This window comes from Streptomyces sp. NPDC012769 (assembly GCF_042901205.1).
Classification (GTDB): domain Bacteria; phylum Actinomycetota; class Actinomycetes; order Streptomycetales; family Streptomycetaceae; genus Streptomyces.
This window is the reverse complement of record NZ_JBIBCP010000002.1, coordinates 608,404-629,490: the sequence shown is the minus strand read 5'-3', so window position 1 is coordinate 629,490 and position 21,087 is coordinate 608,404. Positions and strand designations below refer to the sequence as shown.

The following is a 21,087-nucleotide window of genomic DNA, read 5'->3' as shown; positions in this document are numbered from 1 at the left end:
ACGCGGGCTGGGGCCGGGGCCCCGGAGCGGTGTCAGGTTCCGCTCCGGGGCCGGTCTCGGCGGAGGCGGCCCGTCAGATCTCCAGCGGCGCCGTCAGGCGGGCGTCGGCCAGGGAATGGGCGGCCAGGACCTCGTATGCCCCGCCGACCAGGGTCCAGTCGTTCGTGTCCTCGTCCCAGATCTCGAAGGCGCGGCGCGGGAGTTCGACCGTGACCTCGACGGTCTCGCCGGGTCCGGCCTCGACGCCCGCGAAGCCGGCCAGCCAGCGGGCCGGGCGCTCGACCCGGTCCTCGGCGGGGGCGAGGTAGATCTGGACGACCTCGCGGCCGGTGCGCTCGCCGGTGTTGGTGAGGCGGACGGTGGCGGACGCCCGGCCGTCGGTCTCCGGGGTGGCGACCAGGGAGTCGTACGACCAGGTGGTGTAGCCGAGGCCGTGGCCGAAGGGGTACGCGGGGACGGCTCCGGCCCGGTCCCAGGCGCGGTAGCCGATGAACACGCCCTCGTCGTAGTGGAGTTCGCCGTCGGTGGGGGTGACCTCGGTGACGGGCGCGTCGGCGAGGGCGGCCGGCCAGGTGGTGGGGAGCCGTCCGCCGGGCTCCTCGGCGCCGGTGAGGACGTCGGCGAGGGCGGCGCCGCCCTCCTGGCCGGGGAACCAGGTGAGCAGGATCGCGGCGACCTCGTCGCGCCAGGGCATCTCCACGGGGGAACCGGCGTTGACGACGACCACGGTGTTCGGGTTGGCGGCGGCGACGGCGCGGACGAGGTCGTCCTGGCGGCCGGGCAGGGCGAGGTCCTTGCGGTCGAAGCCCTCGGACTCGACGCGCTCGGTGGTGGCGACGACCACGACGGCGGTGTCGGCGGAGCGGGCGGCCTCGACGGCTTCGGCGATCAGTTCGTCGGGGTCCCGGCGCGGACCGAGGTGGACGAAGGAGAACATGACGGCCGGCAGCGGGGCCGCGAACTCCTTGGAGAGGGTGTGCCGCAGGGAGACCTCGACGGTCTCGCCGGCCGTGAGGGCGACCTTTCCGCGCTCGACGGGCGAGCCGAAGAACGCCTCGAAGGGGTCGGTCTCGGGCCCCATGGCCTGGACGCCGTCGAAGAGGGTCTGCCCGGCGACGGTGAGGGTGAAGGCGCCGAGGCCCCGGGTGCCGAAGGAGTGTTCGCCGCTCTCGCGCGGGGTGAAGGTGCCGGTGACCTCGATGGAGGCGAGGGTGTCGTGGGTGACGCCGGCCGGGAGGTCGTCGCCGATCCACTGGACCTGGCCGCCCGGGAGGGTGCCCTCGCCGAGGACCGTACCGTCGGCGTCGCGGCAGACGGCGCGGAGGGTGAAGCCCTGGTCGGCGGGGCTGAGTTCGTCGCTGGGGTCGGCGCCGACGGAGAAGGTGAGGGTGCCGTCGGGCAGGGCGGCGGTCAGACCGTCGAGCGGGGAGACGATGTGGTCGGGGAAGACCTGGGCGGAGCCGCCGCCGAGGACGCGGGCGTCGCGGGCGGCGGCGCCGGACAGGGCGACGGAGGTCCCGGCGGCCAGCGGCAGTGCGTCGTCCTCGTTGCGGACGAGGACGAAGCCGCGGCGGGCGATCTCGCGGGCGAGGGCGTCGCCGTCGATGCCGGCGGGGGGTTCGGCGACGACCGGCGGGGCGCCTTCGAGGGCGCCGACGCGGGCGGCGAGCCGCAGGACGTTGCGTACGGCGGCGTCGACGGCGCTCTCGTCGACCTCGCCGGCCCGGACGGCGGCGGCGAGGGCCTCGCCGTACACGGTCCGGGGACCCGGCATGGCGACGTCGAGGCCGCCCTCGATGTCGCCGTGGGTGGAGCGGGCGGCCATCCAGTCGGAGACGTTGAAGCCGTCGAATCCCCACTCGCCGCGCAGGACCTCGTTCACCAGGTACCGGTGTTCGGTCATCGTCGCACCGTTGACCTGGTTGTAGGCGGTCATGATGCCCCAGGGGTGGGCGTTGGCGACGATGGCCTCGAAGGGGGCGAGGTAGAGCTCGCGCAGCGGGCGCGGGGCGATCCTGTTGTCGACGGTGAAGCGGTCGGTCTCGGCGTCGTTGGCGACGAAGTGCTTGACGGTGGTGCCGACGCCGCCGTCCTGGACGCCCTGGACATAGCCGGTGCCGATGGCGCCGGTGAGGTGGGGGTCCTCGCTGTAGGCCTCGAAGTGACGGCCGCCGAGGGGCGTGCGGTGCAGGTTGACGGTGGGGGCGAGGAGGACGTGGACGCCCTTGCGACGGGCCTCCTGGGCGAGCAGCCGGCCGGCGCGGCGGGCGAGGGCCGGGTCCCAGGTGGCGGCGAGGGCGGTCGGGGACGGCAGGGCCACGGAGGGGTCGTCGGCGGTCCAGCGGACGCCTCGGACACCGATCGGCCCGTCGGACATGACGACGGAGGCCAGGCCGATCTCGGGCAGGGCCGGCAGCGACCACATGTCCTGGCCGGCGAGCAGCCGGGCCTTCGTGTCCAGGTCGAGCGTGGCCAGGGCGGCCTCGACGGCTCCCTGGCGCGCGGTGTCGGCGTCGGTGTCCGCGTTCGTCTCCGGCACGGCCGTACCTCCTCGTTGAAGTCTGCTGGTGCGGCCCATGGTGACTCGCCTACCTGTAGATCGGTAGGTTACGTTAGCGTTTCGTTATATACGGATGGCGGTACGGTCCTCCTCACAGGACCTTCGGAAGGCGGGACGGGGCGATGGCACGGGCCAGGAGCGAGGAGCGGCGGGCGGAGATCGTCCGCGCCGCCCTCGAGGTGATCGCCGAGCGCGGCTACCGGGGCGCCTCGCTCGGCGCCGTGGCCGAGCGGGTCGGACTGACCCAGCAGGGCCTGCTGCACTACTTCCCGACCAAGGAGGCGCTGCTGGTCGCCGTCCTGGAGGAGCGCGACCGCTGGGACACCAGCGGCGGCAGGGACCGCGAGCGCTGGCGTCTCGACCTCATGGAGTCGCTGGTCGAGTACAACGCGATGCGCCCGGGAATCGTGCAGACCTTCTCCGCCCTGCTCGGTGAGAGCGTCACGGAGGACCACCCGGCCCGCGCCTTCTTCACCGAGCGCTACACCCATGTGCGGGCGAACATGACGGAGGTGCTGCGCGCCGAGTTCGGCGACGAGCTGCCCGGCGGCCTCACTCCGGAGCGGGCCGCGCCGCTGCTGACGGCGGTGATGGACGGCCTGCAGTTCCAGTGGCTGCTCGACCCGGACGCGGTGGACATGCCGGCGTCCTTCCGGGACTTCCTGGCGCTGCTGAAGGACGGTCAGGTGAGGGCGCCGTAGCGGGAGTCGCCCGGGTGAGGGGATACTTCCGGCGGCCCGTCACCGCCGTACGGAAGGACCCCCGTGCCCCCGATACGCAAGCCGCTCGCCCTCGCCCTTACCTTCGCAGCCGTGGCCGCCGTGGCGCCCGCGGGCCCGGCCGTCGCAGCGGAAGCGCCGCCCGCCACCGTCGAGGAGGCCCGGCTCGACGGGGCGGCGCCCCGGGAGATCCTGCGGCGCGGCGGATTCGACGCGGCGGCACCGGAGTTCGCCCGCTCGCTCGCGAAGGCCGGCTCCTTCGCCGAGGCCGAGCGGACCGTCGTACGGCACGGCTCGGCGCTCTGGCGGCGGGCGGTGGACCGGGCGCAGGGCCGGGGGCCGGCGGGCGGTGACCTGAGCCGGGACGACGACCGTCCGCTGTACTGGGCGCGCCTCGCCATGACCCGCGAACTCCGGCTCTGGCAGCCCGCGTTCGGGATGACGGAGGAGGGCCGGGCCCGGCTGCTCGACCGGCTCGAACGCTCCTCGCGCGGCCAGGACTCGATCCGTCATCCGGCCGGCAAGGGCGTCAAGCGGATCCTGCTGACCGGCTTCGACCCGTTCACGCTCGACCGCGACACGCGGATCAGCAACCCCTCCGGGGCCACCGCCCTCGCCCTCGACGGCACCTGGCTGCGCACCGCCGACGGCTCCCTGGCCCGGATCGAGACGGCCGTCTTCCCGGTCCGCTGGCAGGACTTCGCCGACGGCACGGTCGAGCGCACCCTGCGCCCGCACCTGCCGGAGGTGGACCTCTTCACCACGGTGAGCCAGGGCCGGCCCGACCGCTTCGACATCGAGCGGACCAACGGCGCCTGGCGCGGTGGCTTCCCGGACAACGCGAACGTCCCCCGTACGGAGACGGTGCCGGTGGACGACCCGGCGACGCAGCCGCAGTGGACGTCGACGACCCTCCCGTACGCGGCGATCACGGCCGCTCCGACCGGGCGCTTCCCGGTGTACGACAACACCTCGGTGACCGAGGTGCCGGCCGGCTCCGGCACTCCGGTGGTCCGGCCCGACGGGCCGACGCCCGGCTCCCTCGCCCGTGCGGGCGGCGGCGGCGACTACCTCTCCAACGAGATCGCCTACCGCGCCACCCTGCTGCGTGACCGCCTCGGCCTGACCGGCCTGCCGGGCGGCCATGTGCACACCCCGGTCCTGCGGTTCGGCGCCGGCAACACGGACCCGGCGACGGGCACGGTCACCGACGCCGAGTTCGTGCGCAACCGGCTCGACATCATCGCCCAGGTGCGGGCGATCGTGGCGGTGGCGGCGGCTTCCCCGGGCTCCTAGCGGCCGGGGGTCCGGTCGCGCGGGGTGATCCCGCCGGCGTACACGTTGTCCGGCGTGACGACGGAGGTGACGGCGCGGGCGACGAGGGTCGACGGCTCCTGGCCGTCGACGAGGGCGTCGGTGTTCAGGATGAGGACCAGGGTGGCCTTCTGCGAGGGCAGGTAGACGGTCACGGTCTCGTAGCCGGGCAGGGATCCGTTGTGCCCGATCCAGCCGTTGGTCCGCAGGATGCCGAGGCCGTAGTCGGTGCCGGGGAAGCCGGTCGGCAGCATCCTGAGCCGCTGGGCCTGGGTCTCGGGCTTCAGCAGCTTGCCGGTGGCGAGGACCGGCGCCCAGCGGCGCAGGTCCTCCAGGGTGGAGATCATCCCGCCGGCCGCCCAGGCCCAGCTGGGGTTCCAGTCCGTGGCGTCCTCGACGGCGCCGCTCAGCGTCTGGTCGGTGTAGCCGCGCGCGTGGGGTTCGGGGAACTCGGCGCCCTTGGGCAGGAAGGTGTGGCGCAGGCCGGCCGGACGGACCACCCGGTCGTGGATGACGTCGGCGAGCCGCCGTCCGGTCACCTTCTCGACCACCAGGCCGAGCAGGACCAGGTTGGAGTTGGAGTACTGGAAGGTCGCGCCCGGCTCGAAGGTGTTCGGGTGGCGGTAGCCGTAGGAGAGCACCTCCCAGGGGTTGAAGGCGCGCTTCGGGTCGCTCAGCAGGTCGTGGATGAAGTCGGGGTCGGCGGTGTACGGGAACAGGCCGCTGCGCATCTCGGCGAGGTGGCGCAGGGTGATCCTGTCGCCGTTCGGGACGCCCCGGACGTAGTCGTCGATCGGGTCGTCGAGCCTGACCTTGCCGTCGTCGACGAGCTGGAGCAGCGCGGTGACCGTGAAGGTCTTGGTCTCGCTGCCGATGCGGACGTGGGTGTCGGCGAACATCGGCCGGCCGGTGGTCTTGTCGGCGACGCCGGTGGCCCGGACGTAGCAGCCCTTGCCCGGCATCCACAGGCCGACGACGAGTCCGGGCACGCCGGCCTGCCTGCGGACGTCCTCGACGGTCCTGTCCAGCCGGGCGGTCAGCTCGGTGCCGAGGCCGCCGGGAGGGCAGTCGTCGCCGTGCTGCGGGCCGGCGGCCGTGACGGGGGCGGCGGCGTGGACGGGTGTGGCGTGGGTCGCCGTCATCGGGGCCAGCACGGACGCCACGAGGAGCGTCGCGGCGAGCAGCCGGCGGCGGGGGATGCGTCGCATGGTCGGGGGCGCCTCTTCCAGTCACGGGCTCGGACTCGGACCGCCACATCAACACCGGTCCCGGCGGGGACCGCACAGCCGCCGGTCCCCGCCCCGGCGAGTCCACTCGTTCGGCGCCGCCTCCCCACGCCTCCCCGCGCCGCCCTCTCCACCGCCCCCTCCACCGCTCAGCGCGCCACGGCCGCCAGGTCCTCGCCGAGCAGGGCCGGGTCGGCGGTCAGGGCCGCGTGGACGGCTTCCATGACGGGCAGCTTCGCCGTGGTGGCACCGGTCGCCAGGGCCACGTCCTTCGCGGCGAGGGCGACGGGGAAGTGGACGCCGGTCGCGGTGGCGCGGCCGACGGCGCCGGCGAGGGGGCCCGCGCCGAGGGTGCGCAGCGCCAGGTCGCGGGGCAGGCCGAGGGAGTCCGCCAGGGTGAGGGCCTCGCCGATCAGGGCGACGCCGCCGATGACGGCGTTGATGAGGACGAGCTTGAGGGCGGCGCCGGTGCCGGGGCCGCCGCAGGGGGTGACGGTGCCGAGCCGGTCGAGGACGTCGGCGACGGGCGTGGTGTCGCCGCCCGCGAAGACCAGCAGGTCGCCGGTGGCGGCCCGGTCGACGCTGCCCATGACGGGCGCGTCGATCAGGGTGACGCCCCCGGGGAGCCGGCCGGTGAGCTCGCGCACGGTGTCGGGGCCGACGGTCGAGGTGTCGATCCAGTGGGTGCCGGGGCGCAGCGCCGGGATCATGGTGTCGGCGACGGCGAGCGCGGCGGCCGGGTCGGCGAGCATGGTGAGGACGACATCGGCGTCGGCGACGGCCTCGGCGGGCGTGGCGGCGCGCACGGCGCCGGCCGCGACGAGTTCGTCGGCCTTGCCGGGCGTGCGGTTCCAGACGGTGAGCGGGTGGCCGGCGTCGAGGAGACGGCGGGCCATGGGCAGGCCCATGGTGCCGAGCCCGAGGAAGGCGATCTTCCGAGCGGTCGTCGGAGCGGTCTTCTGAGCGTTCGTCTGAGCGGTCTCGTTCTGCATGCATGCGACGCTAGGCGGGGACTCTCCATGCGACAAGCGAATGTCTAGCATGGCTTCCATGCCCACTCCGCATGGCTCGCAGAGCTTGTACGAGGTGTTCCTGGCCGTCGCCCGCGCGGGCTCCTTCACCGCCGCCGCCCGTGCCCTCGGCTACACCCAGTCCGCGGTCTCCCGGCAGATCCAGGCTCTGGAGGACGAGACGGGCGCGGCGCTGTTCGAGCGGCTGCCGCGCGGGGTGCGGCTCAGCGAGGCGGGCCGGGTGCTGCTGCCGCACGCGGAGGCGGTGCGGGACCGCCTCGCCGCGGCCCGCGCGGAGCTGGCGGCGCTCCGCACCCTGGACGGCGGGCTGCTGCGGCTCGGGGCCTTCGCCAGCGCGGGCGCCGCGCTCGTCCCGCGCGCCCAGGCCGTGTTCCGGGAGCGGCACCCGGGGGTGACGGTGACCCGCGTCGAGGGGCCCTCGGTGAAGCACCTGGGGCTCGTCGCGGCCGGTGAGGAGGACCTCGCCGTGGTCAGCCCGGCCGCCGGGGCGCCCGCACCGGACGGGGTGACGCTGCATCACCTCCTGGACGAGCCGATGCTGGTGGCCCTGGAACGCGGGCATCCGTCGGCGGGGCGGCGGGACGTGCGGCTCGGGGAGCTCGCCGGCGAGGAGTGGATCGTCGGCAACGAGCGCCTGGAGGACACCCTGTTCCGCCCGGCCGTCGCCGCCGGGTTCCGGCCGCGCACGGGCCTGGTCGCGCACGACTGGATCGCCAAGCTGGGCGCGGTCGCGGCGGGGCTCGGCGTCACCCTCGTACCGGCGCTGGCGGCGGCGTCCGTGCGGCCGGACGTGGCCCTGGTGACGATCCACCCGGACGACGTCCCGTACCGCCGGATCTGCGCCGCGACCCCGCCCGTCGCGACGGTGGCGGCGACCTCGTTCCTGCGGCTGCTGCGCGAGACGGCCCGGTCACTGGAGGAGCAGGGGGTGCGATGATGCGGGCCATGATCGTCGCCGCCACGCAGTTCGCCCCGGTCGCCGGGGACATCGCCGCCAACGTCCGCCGCATCGCCGCTCTGGTCCGCGCCGCCGGCGCCGAGGGCGCCCGCCTCGTGGTCTTCTCGGAGCTGTCCCTCACCGGCTACGAGCCGAGCCTGGTCCGCGCCACCCCGGAGCTGGTCCTCACCGAGGACGACCCCCGGCTCGATCCCGTACGGGAGGCGTGCCGGGAGGTCTCGGCGGCGGCCGTGGTCAACGGGCCGGTCCGCAATCCCGCCGGCCGCCCCGGCATCACCAGCCTCGTCCTCGGCCCGGACGGCGGCCTGCTCACCCGCTACGACAAGCGGCATCTGTACGGGGTGGAGGCGGAGGTGTTCGAACCGGGCGCCGCCGACGGGCGGTTCGCGCTCGACGGGCTCCGCTTCGCGCTCGCCACCTGCTACGACAACCGCTTCCCGGAGCTCGCCGAGCGGGCGGCCGCCGACGGCTGCGCCGTGTACCTGGCGAGTTCGGTGCTCGCCGCCGACAACGACTCCTTCGAGCGGGTCTATCCGGTGCGGGCGCGCGACTTCGGTCTGTACGTGGTCCTGGGCAACGTGCTCGGGCCCAACGAGGACGGCGTGGGCGGCGGCATGGCCGGGGCCTGGGGCCCGGACGGCGGGCGGATCGCGGACGCGGGCCCGGACAAGCCGGGCTTCGTGCTCGCCGACGTCGGCTGAGCCGCCCGCAAGGGCCGTAAGGGCCGTAAGGAAGCGGGTGCGCCCGCTTCCCTCACGGGCCCGACGCGGGCGTACCCCCGCCTCCTCGGCCTGCTCGACCTACTCGTACGAGAGGTCCGAGGCCGTGTAACGGCAGGTGGTGCCGTCGGGGCCGCTGCCGAGCTCGGTCGGCTCCTTGCCCGTGCTGTTGCCCTGGTAGCGGACACACGGCTTGATCTTCTTCTTGGCGTCGCCGTGGACGCGGACGTCGCGCAGGGCCGCGGTGTCGCCGTAGTTGGCGTTGACGCCGACGATCGCCTTGCCGGGCCCGGTGATGTCCACGTCGTTGACGATGACCGTCCGCCGGTACTGCTTCGCGCAGTTGCCGCAGGTGCGGATCAGCTTGCCGAAGTCGGCGGCCTGGAACTTCGTCACGACCAGCTTGCCCGCGCCGTTGAACTGGAAGACCTTGTCGGAGGCCTTGCGGGCGCCGCCGCCGTACACCGTGTGGACGGCGCCGGCCGAGGTGCCCTTGAAGGTCGCGGCGTCCTCGCCGACGTCCTCCCACCAGACGTTCTGCAGGGTGCAGCTGCCCAGGCAGTGGACGCCGTCGGCGGCCGGGGAGCCGATCACCACGTTCTTCAGGACGGCGCCGTCCTGAAGGACGAAGAGCGGGTCCTGGCCCTCGTCCTGGCCGCCGGAGCCGAGGGCCCCGGTGCCGTAGTGCCGCTTGAGCCCACCGTCGTACGTGCCCGAGACCGGGAGGGTCCTGCCGACCGGCACCGAGCCCTTCACCTCGGGCCAGGCGGCGGTGGCCGCGCCCGCCGGGGCGAGCAGGCCGGAGACGACGACGGCCGATCCGGTGAGGCCGAACGCGGCCAGGCCGGCGATCACCGCGCGACGCGGGGCGACCTTCCGTCGGTGGCGGGTGGGCCGGAGAGCTCGTCGAGCCATGGGCGGTGGTTCCTTCCGTGGGGAGTGTGCGTCCCCTGGTCGCCGCCGGAAGGAGAAAGGTTGCCGCCGGGCCGTCAGTTCTTGCGGAACGTCACCGGGCCGTGCGGGGAAGGGGCCTGCTCGTCGTCGTCCGCCGCCGTCTCGCCGTTCAGCTCACGGGCCATCAGGGTCGCTCCGGCGACCGCGCCCGGCATGAGCAGCACGGCGACGAAGGGGATCAGGAAGGAGAGGGTGAGGGGGACGCCGAAGCCGAGGGCGGCCATCCGGCGGCCGCGCAGCATCGCGAGGCGCTCCTTGAACTCGACGCCGCGCCGCTGGAGGGCGACCGAGGTGAGCTCCTGGGTGAGGAAGAAACCGGAGACGCAGAAGCCGAGCACGGGCACGACCGTCTGGCCGACGACCGGAATGAAGCCGGCCGCGAACAGCAGGATGCCGAAGAACACGACCCGCACCAGGACGCGGACGCTGTCCCGGGCGGAGATCCACAGCTCGCGCCACAGCGGGAGGCCCGACTCGGGCACCTCGCCGCCCTCGCCGCGGTCGACCGCCTCGGACAGCGACTCGTAGAAGGGCTGGCCGACCAGCAGGGTCACGGCGGTGAAGGTGACCACGGAGAGGAACAGGCCGAGCGCGAAGACCAGGAAGGTCAGGGTGTTCCGCAGCAGGCCCTGCCAGGGCGAACCCCAGTCGTCGGCGAACGGTGTCGCCCAGGCCGTCAGGTCGTCGGCGCCGTAGGAAAGTCCGACGAGCGCCCCGACGTAGAGCACGAAGGTGACGAGCCCGGGCAGCAGCCCGAAGCCGAACCACCGTCCGTTCCTGCCGACCCACTTCTGACCTTGCAGCAGGTAACCGAATCCCGCCCCGAAATCACGCATGACGATCACCCTAGTCGCGGGTCCGGGCGAGGCCCTCTTGTTGTTCCCGAGTTGAGACGGTAGACCCCTCCGTAATGATCATCGGATCATCCACGGAGGTTCGCACGCATGGCACGACCCCGTTCCCTTCCGATCGCCACCGCCGGTACGGTCCTCGGCGCGCTGCTCCTGACCGCGCTGCCCGCGAGCGCCGCGCCGCCGCCGGATCCGGGCCCCCACCCCGTACGGGAGAGGGGCGGATCGGAGCCGGCCGCGGCCCTCCTGCCCCGCGGCGCGGCCGCCGCCCTGCCCGGCTCCCTCGTCGAGTCGCCCGCCGCGCGCCCCGCGGACGGCGGCTATCCGCGCCGTACGGACCTGGCCGTGCCGCCCGAGAACCCGGCCGACACGTCCCTCAGGCTGGGTCTCGCGCCGTACCACTCGCTCGCGCCGCGCCTCAACGCCCTGCAGAAACTGGGCGACCGGGTGAGCGTCGAGGTCGCCGGGCGCTCGGCCGGCGGACGCGAGCTGTATCTGGTGACGGTCACCGCGCCGGAGTCCCCCGCCGAGGCCCGCGCGCAGGAGCGGATGCGCGAGCGCATCGAGAACGCGCCGGCCGCGGCGGCCCGGGATCCGCGGATCAAGGCCGCGTACAAGACGCCGGTGTTCATCAACAACAACATCCACGGCAACGAGTGGGAGGGCACGGACGCGGCGCTGCGGCTCGTCGAGGAGCTGGCCACCGCCACCGACCGCAAGACGGCCGGTCTGCTCGCGAGGACCCGGATCCACCTCAATGTGACGGCCAATCCGGACGGCCGGATCGCGGGCACCCGCGCCAACGCGGCCGGCTTCGACCTCAACCGGGACTTCATCACCGCCTCCCAGCCGGAGTCCCGCGCCATCCGGCGGATCGCCATCGACAAACAGCCGGCCGTGATGCTGGATCTGCACGGCTACGTCAACGGCACCCTGATCGAGCCCACCACCCCGCCGCACGGCGAGAACTACGAGTACGACCTCTTCCTGAAGCACTCCTACGCCAACGCGCTCGGCATGGAGCGGGCGGTCAACGGGCTCGGCTACACACCGGCGAAGGACGGCGTCGAGCCGGCGGTCATCCCCTTCCGCGACCAGCAGGAGGGCTGGGACGACTGGCCGCCGATCTTCACCCCGCAGTACATGCCGTTCCAGGGCGCGGTCGCGGCACACACCATCGAGTTCCCGATGCAGGTCAACAACCGGGCGTACGACACGCTGCCGGTGGCCGAGCTGCGGCGCCGGGCCGCGATCAACACGGCGATCGCGGGCGCGGCGATGCGGGCCGCGCTCGACTACGCCGACACGCACCGGGCCGCGGTGCTCGCCGACCAGATCGAGACCTTCCGGCGGGCCGCGGCCGGCGAGCCGCAGCGGCCGGTGTCGGAGGAGACGGTGCCCGGGGTGCCCGGCATCGGACCGGAGGACGTCTACACGACCACCTTCCCGCGCGCGTACGTGATCCCGGCGGGCCGGAGTCAGAGGTCGGCGGTCGCGGCGGCACGGCTGGTGGACCATCTGGTCGCCAACGACGTGCGGGTCGGGCGGGCGAAGGACGGCTCGTACGTGGTCGACATGCGCCAGCCGAAGCGGGGCCTGGCGAACGTGATCCTGGCGGAGGGCCGGGACATCAGCGGGGACGTGTCCGCGATGTACGACATCTCGGGGTGGAGCCTCGGGCTGCTGTGGGGCGCCACCGTGCGGAAGGTGGAGCGCGGCCCGGTGCCGGCCGTGGTGCGCACGGTCCACGCGGCGGCGCCGACCGGCTCGGTCGCGCCGTTCGGTGATCTGCTGCTGCGGCTCGACGACCCGAAGGAGCTGGTGGCGGTGAACGCGCTGCTCGCTCGGGGCGTCGCGGTGCGCCGTACGGCGGACGGGGCGGCGGTCGTGCCGGGTGCGGCGCGGGCGGTGGCCCGGGAGCTCGCGGAGCGCTACGGGGTGGTGTTCCGGGCCACGAAGGAGCGGGGCACGGTGCCGCTGGAGCGCACCCGGGTGGCGGCGTCGGCGACGGCGGGCGAGCTGTTCGCGCTGCGCGAGATGGGCTTCGACGTGGTGCCGGTGTCGGCGAAGGTCCTGAACGCGGGCTTCGACTGGACCGGGACGTCCGGGGCAAGGGTCCTGTACGTGTCGCAGGGTCTGGACTGGGCGGAGCTGACCCCGGAGGCGCGCGAGGCGCTGCGTCGGAGCGGGGTGGGCGTGGTCGGCTCGGGTCCGGCCGGTGCCGCGTTCAACGCGGCGGCGGGGCTGCTGCCGGTGACGGCCGTGGAGGGCAACGGGGACGCGAACGGGGTGGTGGCGGTGCGTGCCGCCGGCGGGCCGCTGGCCGCGGGCGCCCCGGCGCACACCTTCGTCTATTCGCCGCTGTGGTTCACCGGGCTCGGGGCGGGGGTGCGCACGGAGCTGTCGTACGCGCCGGGCGCGCCGCTGGTCTCGGGGCACTGGCGGCCCGCCGCGGCGGGCGGCGGCGGTCCGGCGGACGCGGCCGGGCGGGCCGCGGTGGTGAGCGGCCGGGCGGCGTCCGGCGCCCCGGTGGTGCTGATCGGCACGGAGCCGCTGTTCCGTGCCCACCCGAAGGGTTCGTTCGCCCTGGTGGGACGGGCGCTGCTGGCCCGCTGACCCGGCGAAGGAGGGCCGCACCCTGGTCGGTCAGGGTGCGGCCCTCCTTCAGTGTGCGGGTCGAACGCCCGTACGTCGAACTCAGACGGCGAGCTCGACCGTGATGTTGCCCCGGGTCGCCTTGGAGTACGGGCAGACCTGGTGGGCCTTCTCGATCAGACCCTTGGCGGTCTCGGCGTCCACGTTGGGGATGGTCGCCGAGATCTTCACGATGATGCCGAAGCCGTCGTCGTTCTTGCCGATGCCGACCTCGGCGGTGACCGTCGAGCCGGAGATGTCGGCGTTCTCGTTGCGGGCCACGACGCCCAGGGCGCCCTGGAAGCAGGCGCTGTACCCGGCGGCGAAGAGCTGCTCCGGGTTGGTGCCCTCGCCGGAGCCGCCCATGGCCTTGGGCGGGTTGACGACGACCTCGAGGCGGCCGTCGTCGGTGGCGACCCGGCCGTCGCGACCGTTCTCGGCGGTGGCGACGGCGGTGTACAGGACGTCGGACTGCTGAATCGACATGCTGTTGTCTTCCTTCTTCGGTTCGCCGCGACTCGCGCCCACGATCGCGACGGCTGAGGGAAGACTAACGGGTCGCCGATACGATCATCTTTCCGGTGTTGTCGCCGCGGAGCATGCCGAGGAAGGCGTCCACGCCGTTCTCCATGCCCTCGACGAAGGTCTCGCCGTACTTCAGCTCGCCGGAGCGAAGCCAGCCGCCGACCTCCTGGACGAACTGCTGCTGCAGCCCATAGTGGTCGCCGACGAGGACGCCCTGGAGGCGCAGCCGCTTGCCGATGATCATGGCCATGTTGCGCGGGCCGGGGACCGGCTCGGTGTCGTTGTACTGCGCGATCATGCCGCAGATGGTGGCCCGGCCGTGCACGTTGAGCGAGGAGATCGCGGCTTCGAGGTGGTCGCCGCCGACGTTGTCGAAGTAGACGTCGATGCCGTTCGGGGCGGCCTCGCGCAGCTGGTCCTTGACCGGGCCGTTCTTGTAGTTGAAGGCGGCGTCGAAGCCGAGCTCCTCGACGAGCCACTTGACCTTCTCGTCGGAACCGGCCGAGCCGATGACCCGGGAGGCGCCCTTGAGCCGCGCCATCTGGCCGACCTGGCTGCCCACGGCACCGGCGGCGCCGGAGACGAAGACGGCGTCGCCCTCCTTGAAGGAGGCCACGTCGAAGAGGCCGGCGTAGGCCGTGAGGCCGGTCATGCCGAGCACGCCGAGGTAGGCGGAGAGGGGGGCGAGCTCCGGGTCGACCTTGGTGGCGTGCTGGGCGGGCACGTCGGCGTACTCCCGCCAGCCGAGGCCGTGCAGCACGTGGTCGCCGACGGCGAATCCCTCGGCGTTGGAGGCGACGACCTCGCCGACGGCGCCGCCGTCCATGGGGTGGTCCAGCTTGAAGGGCGGGATGTAGGACTTCACGTCGTTCATCCGGCCGCGCATGTACGGATCGACGGAGAAGTGCACGTTGCGCACGAGGATCCGGCCCTCGGCGGGCTCGGCGACCGGGACCTCGCGGAGGGCGAAGTCCGAGGGCACGGGCCAGCCGTGCGGACGGGCGACGAGGTGCCATTCACGGCTGGACGCGGGGAGAACGGACATCGGCGGAGCCTCCTGGAAGTGCTTCACTGCTTCACACAGAAATGCTTCATGAACTGAAACAACCATGCGCCTGGATATTTCAGGTTGTCAAGTATCGGGGTAGGATGAAGCATGCCCATCTCACCGAAGGACCCCCTGACGCTGGAAGTCGTGGAACTCATCGGTACGGTCGTGGCCCGCTACCACGAGGAGTACGAGCAGGCCGCCGCCGCCCACGCCCTCACCGGCGCCCAGGCCCGGGTCCTCGGGCTGCTCGCCCTGGAGCCCACGCCGATGCGGAAGATCGCCGACAAGCTGAAGTGCGAGCCGTCGAACGTCACCGGGATCATCGACCGCCTGGAGTCCCGCGGCCTGGTGGAGCGCCGCCCGGACCCCGCCGACCGCCGCGTCAAGGTGGCCGCCCCCACCGAGGAGGGCCGCGACACCGCCCGCCGGCTGCGCGACGCGCTGCACTTCGCCCGCGAACCGCTGGGCGAGCTCACCGAGGTCGAGCGCACGCTGCTGCGCGACCTGCTGAGACGGATGCTGGGCGAGGAGCCGAAGGCCTGACGACAGGGCGAAGGCCGTCTACACGCACCACCACAGGAAGCGGGTGCAGGTCGGCGTCGGACTCGGGCTGGCGCTCGGCGACGGGGCGCCCGTGGTCGGGGCGGGGCCGCCGCTCCTCGTGGCCGAGGGGCTGCCCGACGGGGTGCGGGTGGCCGAGGGCGTGCCGGACGGTGTCGCGGGCCCGCTCTCGGTCGCGCCGGGCGAGGCGCCCGACCCGTCCCCGGAACCCGAGCCCGTACCGCCACCCGACCCCTCACCGGTGCCCGTACCCGTGCCCGTGCCGTCGCCGGAGCCGCCGCTCCAGCCGCTGCCACGGGAGGGCTCGGGCGCGGGCTGACCGCTGCTCGTCGGGCTCGGCCCGTCCGACTCGACCGGACCGGGGCCGTCCGGCTGCCCGGCGCTCTCCGAAGGCGCCGGCGGATCCGGGTCGAGGGTGGCCTCGACCACGTCCTCCTGCTCCACGGCGGTGGCCGCGCCGCCGCCGTCCGAGCGCTCCAGGGCCAGCTTGGCCATGCTCATCGAACCGGCCGCGAGCGCGAAGCCGAGCGTGCCGAGCAGGACCGTGCGTCCGCGCCGCGAGCGCGCCCGACGACCGCTTCCGGCGCTCCTGTCGGCCCGGCCGCTCCTGCCGCTCCTGCCGTTTCCGCCGCCCTTCTGGCGGCGGCGCGCCGCGGCGCGCCCCTCGGCCGGCCGGGGCGGCTCGAGCGGGTCCAGTTCATAGCTGAACTCCGGCGCGACGGGCGGCAGGGTCTCGGCCGGTTCCGCGAGCACAGGGGGGCTCGGAGGAGCCGGAGGCGTGAAGTACCGCAGCTCCTCGGCGGGGGTCCCGCAGCCAGCGCAGGCGAGGGCGCCGTTGAGATGCCGTCGGCACTGGTTGCAGTAATCCATGGCGCCCGCAGGCTATGCGGCCCGAGGACACGGCTGATAGGCGTGAAAGTGAGGATCCTGTGAGGAAAGCGCAGGTCGTCGGCGCGCCGTCGCGATTCTCCCCCTTCGGGCAGGATGGGCGCATGACCCCTGCCGCCCCCTTTGGGCCGTACGAGTTCCAACTCGTCCTGCTCCGCCGGATGGCCGACCACCAGGCCGGTCTGGTCGACGAGGCCCTGCGCGAACTGGGCGCCACCCACACCGAGATGCGCGAGGCGAACAAGCGCTGGCAGGCGTGGGCGCACGCCGGCCGCGGCCCGGGCGAGTTCGACCGCTGTCGCCGGGCACTCGGCGAACCGGAGACCCGCAGGCCGGTCGCCGGCCTGCCCGGCCTGCCCGACAGCGAGGCCGGGGTCTGGCCGGTGCCGCTCTGGCCCGACCTGCGCTTCATCGTCCTCGTCGGCCCCCGGCGCGCGGTCTGGTCCCGCTCCCTGACCCGTGCCCCCGGCGCCGCCGTCCCGGAGCTGCGCACCGCGGCCGACCTGCGCCCCTGGCGGCTCACCGCCGACGAGGTCTGGCGCGGCTGCCGCGACCCCCGCCCCCACGAGGGCGTCGGGCCCGCCCTCGTCCGCCTCGACTTCACCCTCCCCGACGACACGCGATGCGCCGCCGAGTTCGCCTGGGGCCTGCTCCAGCGCGTCCTGCCCCCGCTCACCTGACGGCCGGCCATGGTGTGCGGTGGACCGGAGCGCCGCGGACCGAAGCGCCGCGGACCGAAGCAGCCGCGGACCGAAGGCAGGCGGCCCGGACGGGAGCCCTTCGCGGCCCGGAGGCGCCCGCCGCCACCCCGCGCGCCGTCGCGGTCCGGCGGCCCGGCGGCGGCGCGGCGCCTCGCCCCGGAGCTGACCGGCCGTCAGCACCTCCGCACCCCCGGGCGGCTCAGCCCAGCGCGCGCCCCGGGCGGGGCGGCAGCACGATGCGAAGAGGACCGCGCCCCGCGCGCCGCCTCGCCCGTGCCAGCACCGCACTCCGGAGGACCGCCGTGACCGTCAGCCTTGAGCAGCTGCGCCGCTGCCATGTCGCCGTAGACCTGGGCGCCGCCCGCACCCGGGTCTTCGTCAAGGGCGCCGGACTCGTCGTCGACGAGCCGTCCGTCGCCGCCGTGAACACCCGCACCGGCGCGCTCATCGCCGTCGGCGCCCTCGCCGAGAAGATGACCGGCCGCACCCCCGACTACATCCGCGTGGTCCGCCCGGTCTCCGGCGGCACCGTCGTGGACATCGAGATGGCCCAGCGGATGCTCCGTCACCTCCTCGGCGACAAGCTCCGCCGCCAGCTGCGCCGCAAGCCCCGGCTGCGGGCCGCCGCCTGCACCCCGCACGACAGCGACCCGCTCGCCCAGCGCGCCGCCGTGGAGACCCTGGTCGGCCTCGGCGCCCGCCGGGTCGAACTGGTCGACACCCTGATCGCCGCGGCCGTCGGCTGCGGACTCCCGGTCGAGCAGCCGACCGCGACCATGATCCTGGTGTGCGGGGCGGCCACCACCCAGGTCGCGGTGCTCTCGCTCGGCGCGATCGTCACCGCCGAGCGCATGCCCGTCGGCGGCGACGCCATCGACCACGCGGTCATCCAGCACCTGCGTCACCAGCACGAACTGATGCTGCCGAGCCAGTCCGTCCGCCCGCTGCAGGTCGCCCTGCACGGCAACGGCCTGACGCTCCAGGGCCCCACCTTCACCGAGATCCACGGCCGTGACGTGGCCACCGGCCTCGCCCGCTCGGTGACCGTCGACACCGCCGCCGTGCGCGAGGCCATCCAGACCCCGCTCACCGCCGTCCTCGACGGCATCGGGAAGGTGCTGCGCGACTGCCCGCCCGACCTGGTGGCGGACCTCGCCGACCGGGGCATCATGATGGTCGGCGGCAGCGCCCTGCTGCCCGGTCTCGACCAGATGCTGCGCGAGGCGACCGGAATGCCCGTGCACATCGCCGAGCGGCCCGACGTGTGCGCCGTGCTCGGACTCGGCGCGATGCTGGAGGGCCGCGTCCAGCCGCTCGCCCTCGGCCCGTTGTCCGTGAGCGGGCGGTCGGAGAGCGAGCGGTCCGAGGGCGAGCGGTCCGAGGTGGACTGACCTGCGATCCGGCCGTTTTGTACGACAATGGCACCATGTCGATCATGGATGAAGACGGCGCGGACGACACGCCCGGCGGCGCGCCCGGCGTCATCCCCGGTGACACGCCCGGCGACCGGCTCGGCGGCGCACCGCAGGACGACGACGCCTCGGAGCCCCGCCTGCCGATGCTCCTCGAGGCCGTCCTCGGCGTCGGCAGCGAGCTCGAACTGCGTGCCACCCTCCAGCACCTCGTGGAGACCGCCACCGCGCTGACCGACGCCCGCTACGGGGCGCTCGGGGTCGTCGACCCCGAGCGCCTGCGCCTCACCGAGCTGTTCACCTCCGGCCTGACCGACGAGGAGCGGCAGCGCATCGGCCGCCTCCCCGACGGCCACACCGGCCTCCTCGGCGCCCTCGTCCGGGACCCACGGCCGCTGCGGCTCGACGACCTGACCGCCGACCCCCGCTCCTCCGGCGTGCCCGAGGGCCACCCGGAGGTGCGCTCCTTCCTCGGGGTGCCCATCCGCGTCCACACCGAGGTCTTCGGCAACCTCTACCTCACCGACAAGCGCACCGGCCCCTTCACCGAGGAGGACCTCGCCCTGCTGCGCGTCCTCGCCTCCCAGGCCGGCATCGCCATCGGCAACGCCCGGCTGTACGAGACCGCCCGGCAGCGCGAACGCTGGATCGAGGGCGCCGCCGCCGTCACCACCGCGCTGCTCGCCGGCGAGCCCGCCGAGGACGCCCTGACGACCGTCGCCGAACGGGCCAGGCTGCTCGCCGACGCCTCGGCCGGCGTGGTGCTCCAGCCGACCGAGGAGGGCGGCATGGAGATCGTCGCCGCCTCCACGCCCGGCGACCCCGGCGACCTGGTCGGCACGACGATCGCGCCCGGCTCCCCCGTCCTGGTCCAACTCCTCGGCGGCGAGCCCGTCTTCGTCGAGGACTCGGCGACCGACCCCCGGATGACCACCCACGTACGCAGCCGGTTCGGGCCCTCGATGATGCTGCCGCTGCAGAGCGGGGGAAAGCTCATCGGCACCCTCGCCCTGCCCCGGCGGCGCGGCGGGCGCCCGTACACGGCGGTCGACCGGCTGCTCGCCTCCCAGTTCGCCTCACAGGCGGCCCTCGCCCTGGTCCTCGCCGACGCCCAGCACAACCGCGAGCAGCTGGCCGTCTACGAGGACCGTGACCGGATCGCGCGTGACCTGCACGACCTCGTCGTCCAACGGCTGTTCGCCACCGAGATGATGCTGGAGTCCACCCGGCGCCGGGCGGCCGTGCACGAGGTGGACACCCTGCTCGGGCGGGCGGTCGACGAGCTGGACTCGACGATCCAGGAGGTCCGCACCACCATCTTCGCCCTGCAGCAGCCGCCCGCCGACGCGCCGACCTCCTTCCGCGGCCGCGTGCTGCGCGAGACCGGCGGCGCCGCGGCCCTGCTCGGCTTCCAGCCCTCCGTGCACTTCTCCGGCGCCGTCGACACCCTCGCCGACGCGCCCTCCGCCGACCGGCTGCTCGGCGCGCTCCGCGGCGCGCTCGCCGCCGCCCACCGCCGGCCGGGCGTCGGCTCCGTCACGGTCGAGGTCACCGCCGACGACGCCGGGCTGCGCCTGCGGGTCGAGGACGACGGGGACCCGCCGACGACGGTCACCTGGCCCCCGGAGCCGTAGGAACGTCCTGCCGCCGGGGTTCCGGGGAAAGCCGCCCCGTACGGAGTAGTCCCGCGCGCCTCGCCCCCGTACCGGATCTTGACTGAAGGGGTGGACACCGAAGCGCAGCTCGCCCCGGCGAAGATCCCCGCGGCCGCCTACCGCAACCTCATCATGGCCACGATCGGCTTCACGCTCACCTTCTGGGCCTGGGCCCTGATCGCCCCGCTCGGCAGCTGGTACGGCGACCGGCTCTCGCTCAGCTCCTTCCAGCAGTCGCTGCTCGTCGCGGTCCCCGTCCTGGTCGGCTCGCTCGGCCGGATCCCGGCCGGTGCGCTCACCGACCGGTACGGCGCCAAGGTGATGTTCCCGCTCGTGTCGGCGCTCACGATCGTGCCGGTCCTGCTGCTGACCGTCGTCAAGGACTCCTACGGCCTGATGCTGGTGGTGGCCTTCCTCCTCGGCCTCGGCGGCACGACGTTCGCCATCGGCGTCCCGCTGGTCAACTCCTGGTTCCCGCCGGTCAAACGGGGCTTCGCGCTCGGTGTGTTCGGCATGGGCATGGGCGGCGTGGCGCTCTCCGGCTACTTCACCCCGCGGATCGCCGAGCACGGCGAGAACCTGCCGTTCGTCGTGGTCGCGGTCGCCCTCGCCGCCTTCGCGGTGCTCGGTGCCGTCCTCATCACCGACCGCCCCGACCGGCCCGTCCCGTCCGCCTCCCTCGGGAGCCGTCTCGGCGGCGCGGGCCGGCTGCGGGTCACCTGGGAGCTGTCGGCGCTGTACGCGATCGGCTTCGGCGGCATCGTCGCCTTCGGCGTCTATCTGCCGACGTATCTGAAGACCTGGTACGCGCTCGACCCGACCGACGCGGGCACCAAGGCCGCCGGGTTCGCGCTCGTGACCGTCGTCTTCCGGCCGATCGGCGGCTGGCTCTCGGACCGGGTCCACCCCGCCCTGGTGACGGCCGTCGCGCTCGGCGTCGTCGCGCTCCTCGCCGTCGTCCAGGCCTTCGACCCGCCGCTGAACCCGGGCGGCACCCTCGCCCTGCTGATCATGGCCGCCGGCCTCGGCACCGCGAGCGGCTCCGTCTTCGCCCTCGTCTCCCAGGTCACCCCGCAGGCGCGGGTCGGCTCCGTGACCGGCATCGTCGGCGCGATGGGCGGCCTCGGCGGCTTCGTGCCGCCGCTGGTGATGGGCGCGATCTACAGCGCCAAGGACACGTACTCGATCGGCTTCATGCTGCTGTCCGACCTGGCGCTGGCCGGCTGCGTCTACGCGTACGGGCGGATGCGGACCGTCCGGCCCGAGGGCGGCGGCGATCCCGTCCCCGAGGTGACCAAGGTCGCAGCGCGCCGCCCCTGACGGCTGGG

The 21,087-nt window shown here is 74.1% G+C and carries 18 protein-coding genes; 10 read left to right on the top strand and 8 right to left on the bottom strand.

Features of this window, described 5'->3' with window-relative positions; all coding sequences use genetic code 11:
- Nucleotides 1–73: 73 nt before the first annotated feature.
- The gene (locus ACFY7C_RS11650) at nucleotides 74–2,578 is read right to left on the bottom strand and encodes a glycoside hydrolase family 3 protein (RefSeq protein WP_389647495.1); all 2,505 of its coding nucleotides are present in this window, start codon (nucleotides 2,576–2,578) and stop codon (nucleotides 74–76) included.
- A gap of 104 nt (nucleotides 2,579–2,682) precedes the next feature.
- On the opposite strand from ACFY7C_RS11650, the gene ACFY7C_RS11645 reads away from it, so the two are divergent.
- The gene (locus tag ACFY7C_RS11645) at nucleotides 2,683–3,261 is read left to right on the top strand and encodes a TetR/AcrR family transcriptional regulator (protein ID WP_389647492.1); all 579 of its coding nucleotides are present in this window, start codon (nucleotides 2,683–2,685) and stop codon (nucleotides 3,259–3,261) included.
- 111 nt (nucleotides 3,262–3,372) lie between these two features.
- On the top strand, nucleotides 3,373–4,575 hold the full coding sequence (locus ACFY7C_RS11640) for a pyroglutamyl peptidase (protein WP_389649459.1): 1,203 nt from the start codon (nucleotides 3,373–3,375) through the stop codon (nucleotides 4,573–4,575).
- On the opposite strand, the gene ACFY7C_RS11635 is transcribed toward ACFY7C_RS11640, so the two are convergent.
- On the bottom strand, nucleotides 4,572–5,801 hold the full coding sequence (locus tag ACFY7C_RS11635) for a serine hydrolase domain-containing protein (protein WP_389647489.1): 1,230 nt from the start codon (nucleotides 5,799–5,801) through the stop codon (nucleotides 4,572–4,574). The two genes, ACFY7C_RS11640 and ACFY7C_RS11635, sit on opposite strands and share 4 nt — an antisense overlap.
- Nucleotides 5,802–5,968: 167 nt before the next feature.
- On the bottom strand, nucleotides 5,969–6,811 hold the full coding sequence (locus ACFY7C_RS11630; protein WP_389647486.1) for an NAD(P)-dependent oxidoreductase: 843 nt from the start codon (nucleotides 6,809–6,811) through the stop codon (nucleotides 5,969–5,971).
- 49 nt (nucleotides 6,812–6,860) lie between these two features.
- Between ACFY7C_RS11630 and ACFY7C_RS11625 the strand changes: the two genes are divergently transcribed.
- The gene (locus tag ACFY7C_RS11625; protein ID WP_389647482.1) at nucleotides 6,861–7,787 is read left to right on the top strand and encodes a LysR family transcriptional regulator; all 927 of its coding nucleotides are present in this window, start codon (nucleotides 6,861–6,863) and stop codon (nucleotides 7,785–7,787) included.
- A gap of 8 nt (nucleotides 7,788–7,795) precedes the next feature.
- Nucleotides 7,796–8,509, top strand: a complete 714-nt coding sequence (locus ACFY7C_RS11620; protein ID WP_389647479.1) for a carbon-nitrogen hydrolase family protein — start codon at nucleotides 7,796–7,798, stop codon at nucleotides 8,507–8,509.
- Between the two features lie 99 nt (nucleotides 8,510–8,608).
- On the opposite strand, the gene ACFY7C_RS11615 is transcribed toward ACFY7C_RS11620, so the two are convergent.
- Complete coding sequence (locus tag ACFY7C_RS11615) at nucleotides 8,609–9,442, bottom strand: pectate lyase (protein ID WP_389647476.1); 834 nt, start codon at nucleotides 9,440–9,442, stop codon at nucleotides 8,609–8,611.
- Between the two features lie 74 nt (nucleotides 9,443–9,516).
- Entirely contained in the window at nucleotides 9,517–10,317 is an 801-nt protein-coding gene (locus tag ACFY7C_RS11610) for an EI24 domain-containing protein (RefSeq protein ID WP_389647473.1), read from the bottom strand.
- A gap of 108 nt (nucleotides 10,318–10,425) precedes the next feature.
- Here ACFY7C_RS11610 and ACFY7C_RS11605 point away from each other — a divergent pair, with 108 nt between their 5' ends.
- Entirely contained in the window at nucleotides 10,426–12,948 is a 2,523-nt protein-coding gene (locus ACFY7C_RS11605; protein WP_389647470.1) for a M14 family zinc carboxypeptidase, read from the top strand.
- Between the two features lie 81 nt (nucleotides 12,949–13,029).
- On the opposite strand, the gene ACFY7C_RS11600 is transcribed toward ACFY7C_RS11605, so the two are convergent.
- Complete coding sequence (locus ACFY7C_RS11600; protein WP_389647467.1) at nucleotides 13,030–13,452, bottom strand: organic hydroperoxide resistance protein; 423 nt, start codon at nucleotides 13,450–13,452, stop codon at nucleotides 13,030–13,032.
- 64 nt (nucleotides 13,453–13,516) lie between these two features.
- Entirely contained in the window at nucleotides 13,517–14,536 is a 1,020-nt protein-coding gene (locus tag ACFY7C_RS11595) for an NADP-dependent oxidoreductase (RefSeq protein WP_389647465.1), read from the bottom strand.
- A 111-nt stretch (nucleotides 14,537–14,647) separates the two neighbouring features.
- On the opposite strand from ACFY7C_RS11595, the gene ACFY7C_RS11590 reads away from it, so the two are divergent.
- The gene (locus tag ACFY7C_RS11590) at nucleotides 14,648–15,085 is read left to right on the top strand and encodes a MarR family winged helix-turn-helix transcriptional regulator (protein ID WP_389647461.1); all 438 of its coding nucleotides are present in this window, start codon (nucleotides 14,648–14,650) and stop codon (nucleotides 15,083–15,085) included.
- A gap of 18 nt (nucleotides 15,086–15,103) precedes the next feature.
- Here the strand turns inward: ACFY7C_RS11590 and ACFY7C_RS11585 are convergent, their stop codons facing one another.
- Nucleotides 15,104–15,973 carry a hypothetical protein gene (locus ACFY7C_RS11585; protein ID WP_389647458.1) on the bottom strand — a complete coding sequence of 290 codons (870 nt, stop codon included), beginning with the start codon at nucleotides 15,971–15,973 and terminating at the stop codon, nucleotides 15,104–15,106.
- A gap of 122 nt (nucleotides 15,974–16,095) precedes the next feature.
- On the opposite strand from ACFY7C_RS11585, the gene ACFY7C_RS11580 reads away from it, so the two are divergent.
- From ACFY7C_RS11580 to ACFY7C_RS11565, 4 genes are all read left to right on the top strand, one after another.
- Nucleotides 16,096–16,671 carry a hypothetical protein gene (locus tag ACFY7C_RS11580; protein WP_389647455.1) on the top strand — a complete coding sequence of 192 codons (576 nt, stop codon included), beginning with the start codon at nucleotides 16,096–16,098 and terminating at the stop codon, nucleotides 16,669–16,671.
- Nucleotides 16,672–16,994: 323 nt separating this feature from the next.
- Entirely contained in the window at nucleotides 16,995–18,083 is a 1,089-nt protein-coding gene (locus ACFY7C_RS11575; protein ID WP_389647451.1) for a rod shape-determining protein, read from the top strand.
- A gap of 167 nt (nucleotides 18,084–18,250) precedes the next feature.
- A complete protein-coding gene (locus ACFY7C_RS11570) occupies nucleotides 18,251–19,738 on the top strand; it encodes a GAF domain-containing protein (RefSeq protein ID WP_389649456.1) in 1,488 nt (495 codons plus the stop codon).
- A gap of 153 nt (nucleotides 19,739–19,891) precedes the next feature.
- Entirely contained in the window at nucleotides 19,892–21,079 is a 1,188-nt protein-coding gene (locus ACFY7C_RS11565; RefSeq protein WP_389649453.1) for an MFS transporter, read from the top strand.
- Nucleotides 21,080–21,087 lie beyond the last annotated feature (8 nt).

What these genes read in the sequence shown, in the direction of transcription:
- ACFY7C_RS11650 (WP_389647495.1), bottom strand. Translation starts at nt 2,578, where the DNA reads ATGGGCCGCACCAGCAGACTTCAACGAGGAGGTACGGCCGTGCCGGAG.
- ACFY7C_RS11645 (WP_389647492.1), top strand. Translation starts at nt 2,683, where the DNA reads ATGGCACGGGCCAGGAGCGAGGAGCGGCGGGCGGAGATCGTCCGCGCC.
- ACFY7C_RS11635 (WP_389647489.1), bottom strand. Translation starts at nt 5,801, where the DNA reads ATGCGACGCATCCCCCGCCGCCGGCTGCTCGCCGCGACGCTCCTCGTG.
- ACFY7C_RS11630 (WP_389647486.1), bottom strand. Translation starts at nt 6,811, where the DNA reads ATGCAGAACGAGACCGCTCAGACGAACGCTCAGAAGACCGCTCCGACG.
- ACFY7C_RS11625 (WP_389647482.1), top strand. Translation starts at nt 6,861, where the DNA reads ATGGCTTCCATGCCCACTCCGCATGGCTCGCAGAGCTTGTACGAGGTG.
- ACFY7C_RS11620 (WP_389647479.1), top strand. Translation starts at nt 7,796, where the DNA reads ATGATCGTCGCCGCCACGCAGTTCGCCCCGGTCGCCGGGGACATCGCC.
- ACFY7C_RS11615 (WP_389647476.1), bottom strand. Translation starts at nt 9,442, where the DNA reads ATGGCTCGACGAGCTCTCCGGCCCACCCGCCACCGACGGAAGGTCGCC.
- ACFY7C_RS11610 (WP_389647473.1), bottom strand. Translation starts at nt 10,317, where the DNA reads ATGCGTGATTTCGGGGCGGGATTCGGTTACCTGCTGCAAGGTCAGAAG.
- ACFY7C_RS11605 (WP_389647470.1), top strand. Translation starts at nt 10,426, where the DNA reads ATGGCACGACCCCGTTCCCTTCCGATCGCCACCGCCGGTACGGTCCTC.
- ACFY7C_RS11600 (WP_389647467.1), bottom strand. Translation starts at nt 13,452, where the DNA reads ATGTCGATTCAGCAGTCCGACGTCCTGTACACCGCCGTCGCCACCGCC.
- ACFY7C_RS11595 (WP_389647465.1), bottom strand. Translation starts at nt 14,536, where the DNA reads ATGTCCGTTCTCCCCGCGTCCAGCCGTGAATGGCACCTCGTCGCCCGT.
- ACFY7C_RS11590 (WP_389647461.1), top strand. Translation starts at nt 14,648, where the DNA reads ATGCCCATCTCACCGAAGGACCCCCTGACGCTGGAAGTCGTGGAACTC.
- ACFY7C_RS11585 (WP_389647458.1), bottom strand. Translation starts at nt 15,973, where the DNA reads ATGGATTACTGCAACCAGTGCCGACGGCATCTCAACGGCGCCCTCGCC.
- ACFY7C_RS11580 (WP_389647455.1), top strand. Translation starts at nt 16,096, where the DNA reads ATGACCCCTGCCGCCCCCTTTGGGCCGTACGAGTTCCAACTCGTCCTG.
- ACFY7C_RS11570 (WP_389649456.1), top strand. Translation starts at nt 18,251, where the DNA reads ATGCTCCTCGAGGCCGTCCTCGGCGTCGGCAGCGAGCTCGAACTGCGT.
- ACFY7C_RS11565 (WP_389649453.1), top strand. Translation starts at nt 19,892, where the DNA reads ATGGCCACGATCGGCTTCACGCTCACCTTCTGGGCCTGGGCCCTGATC.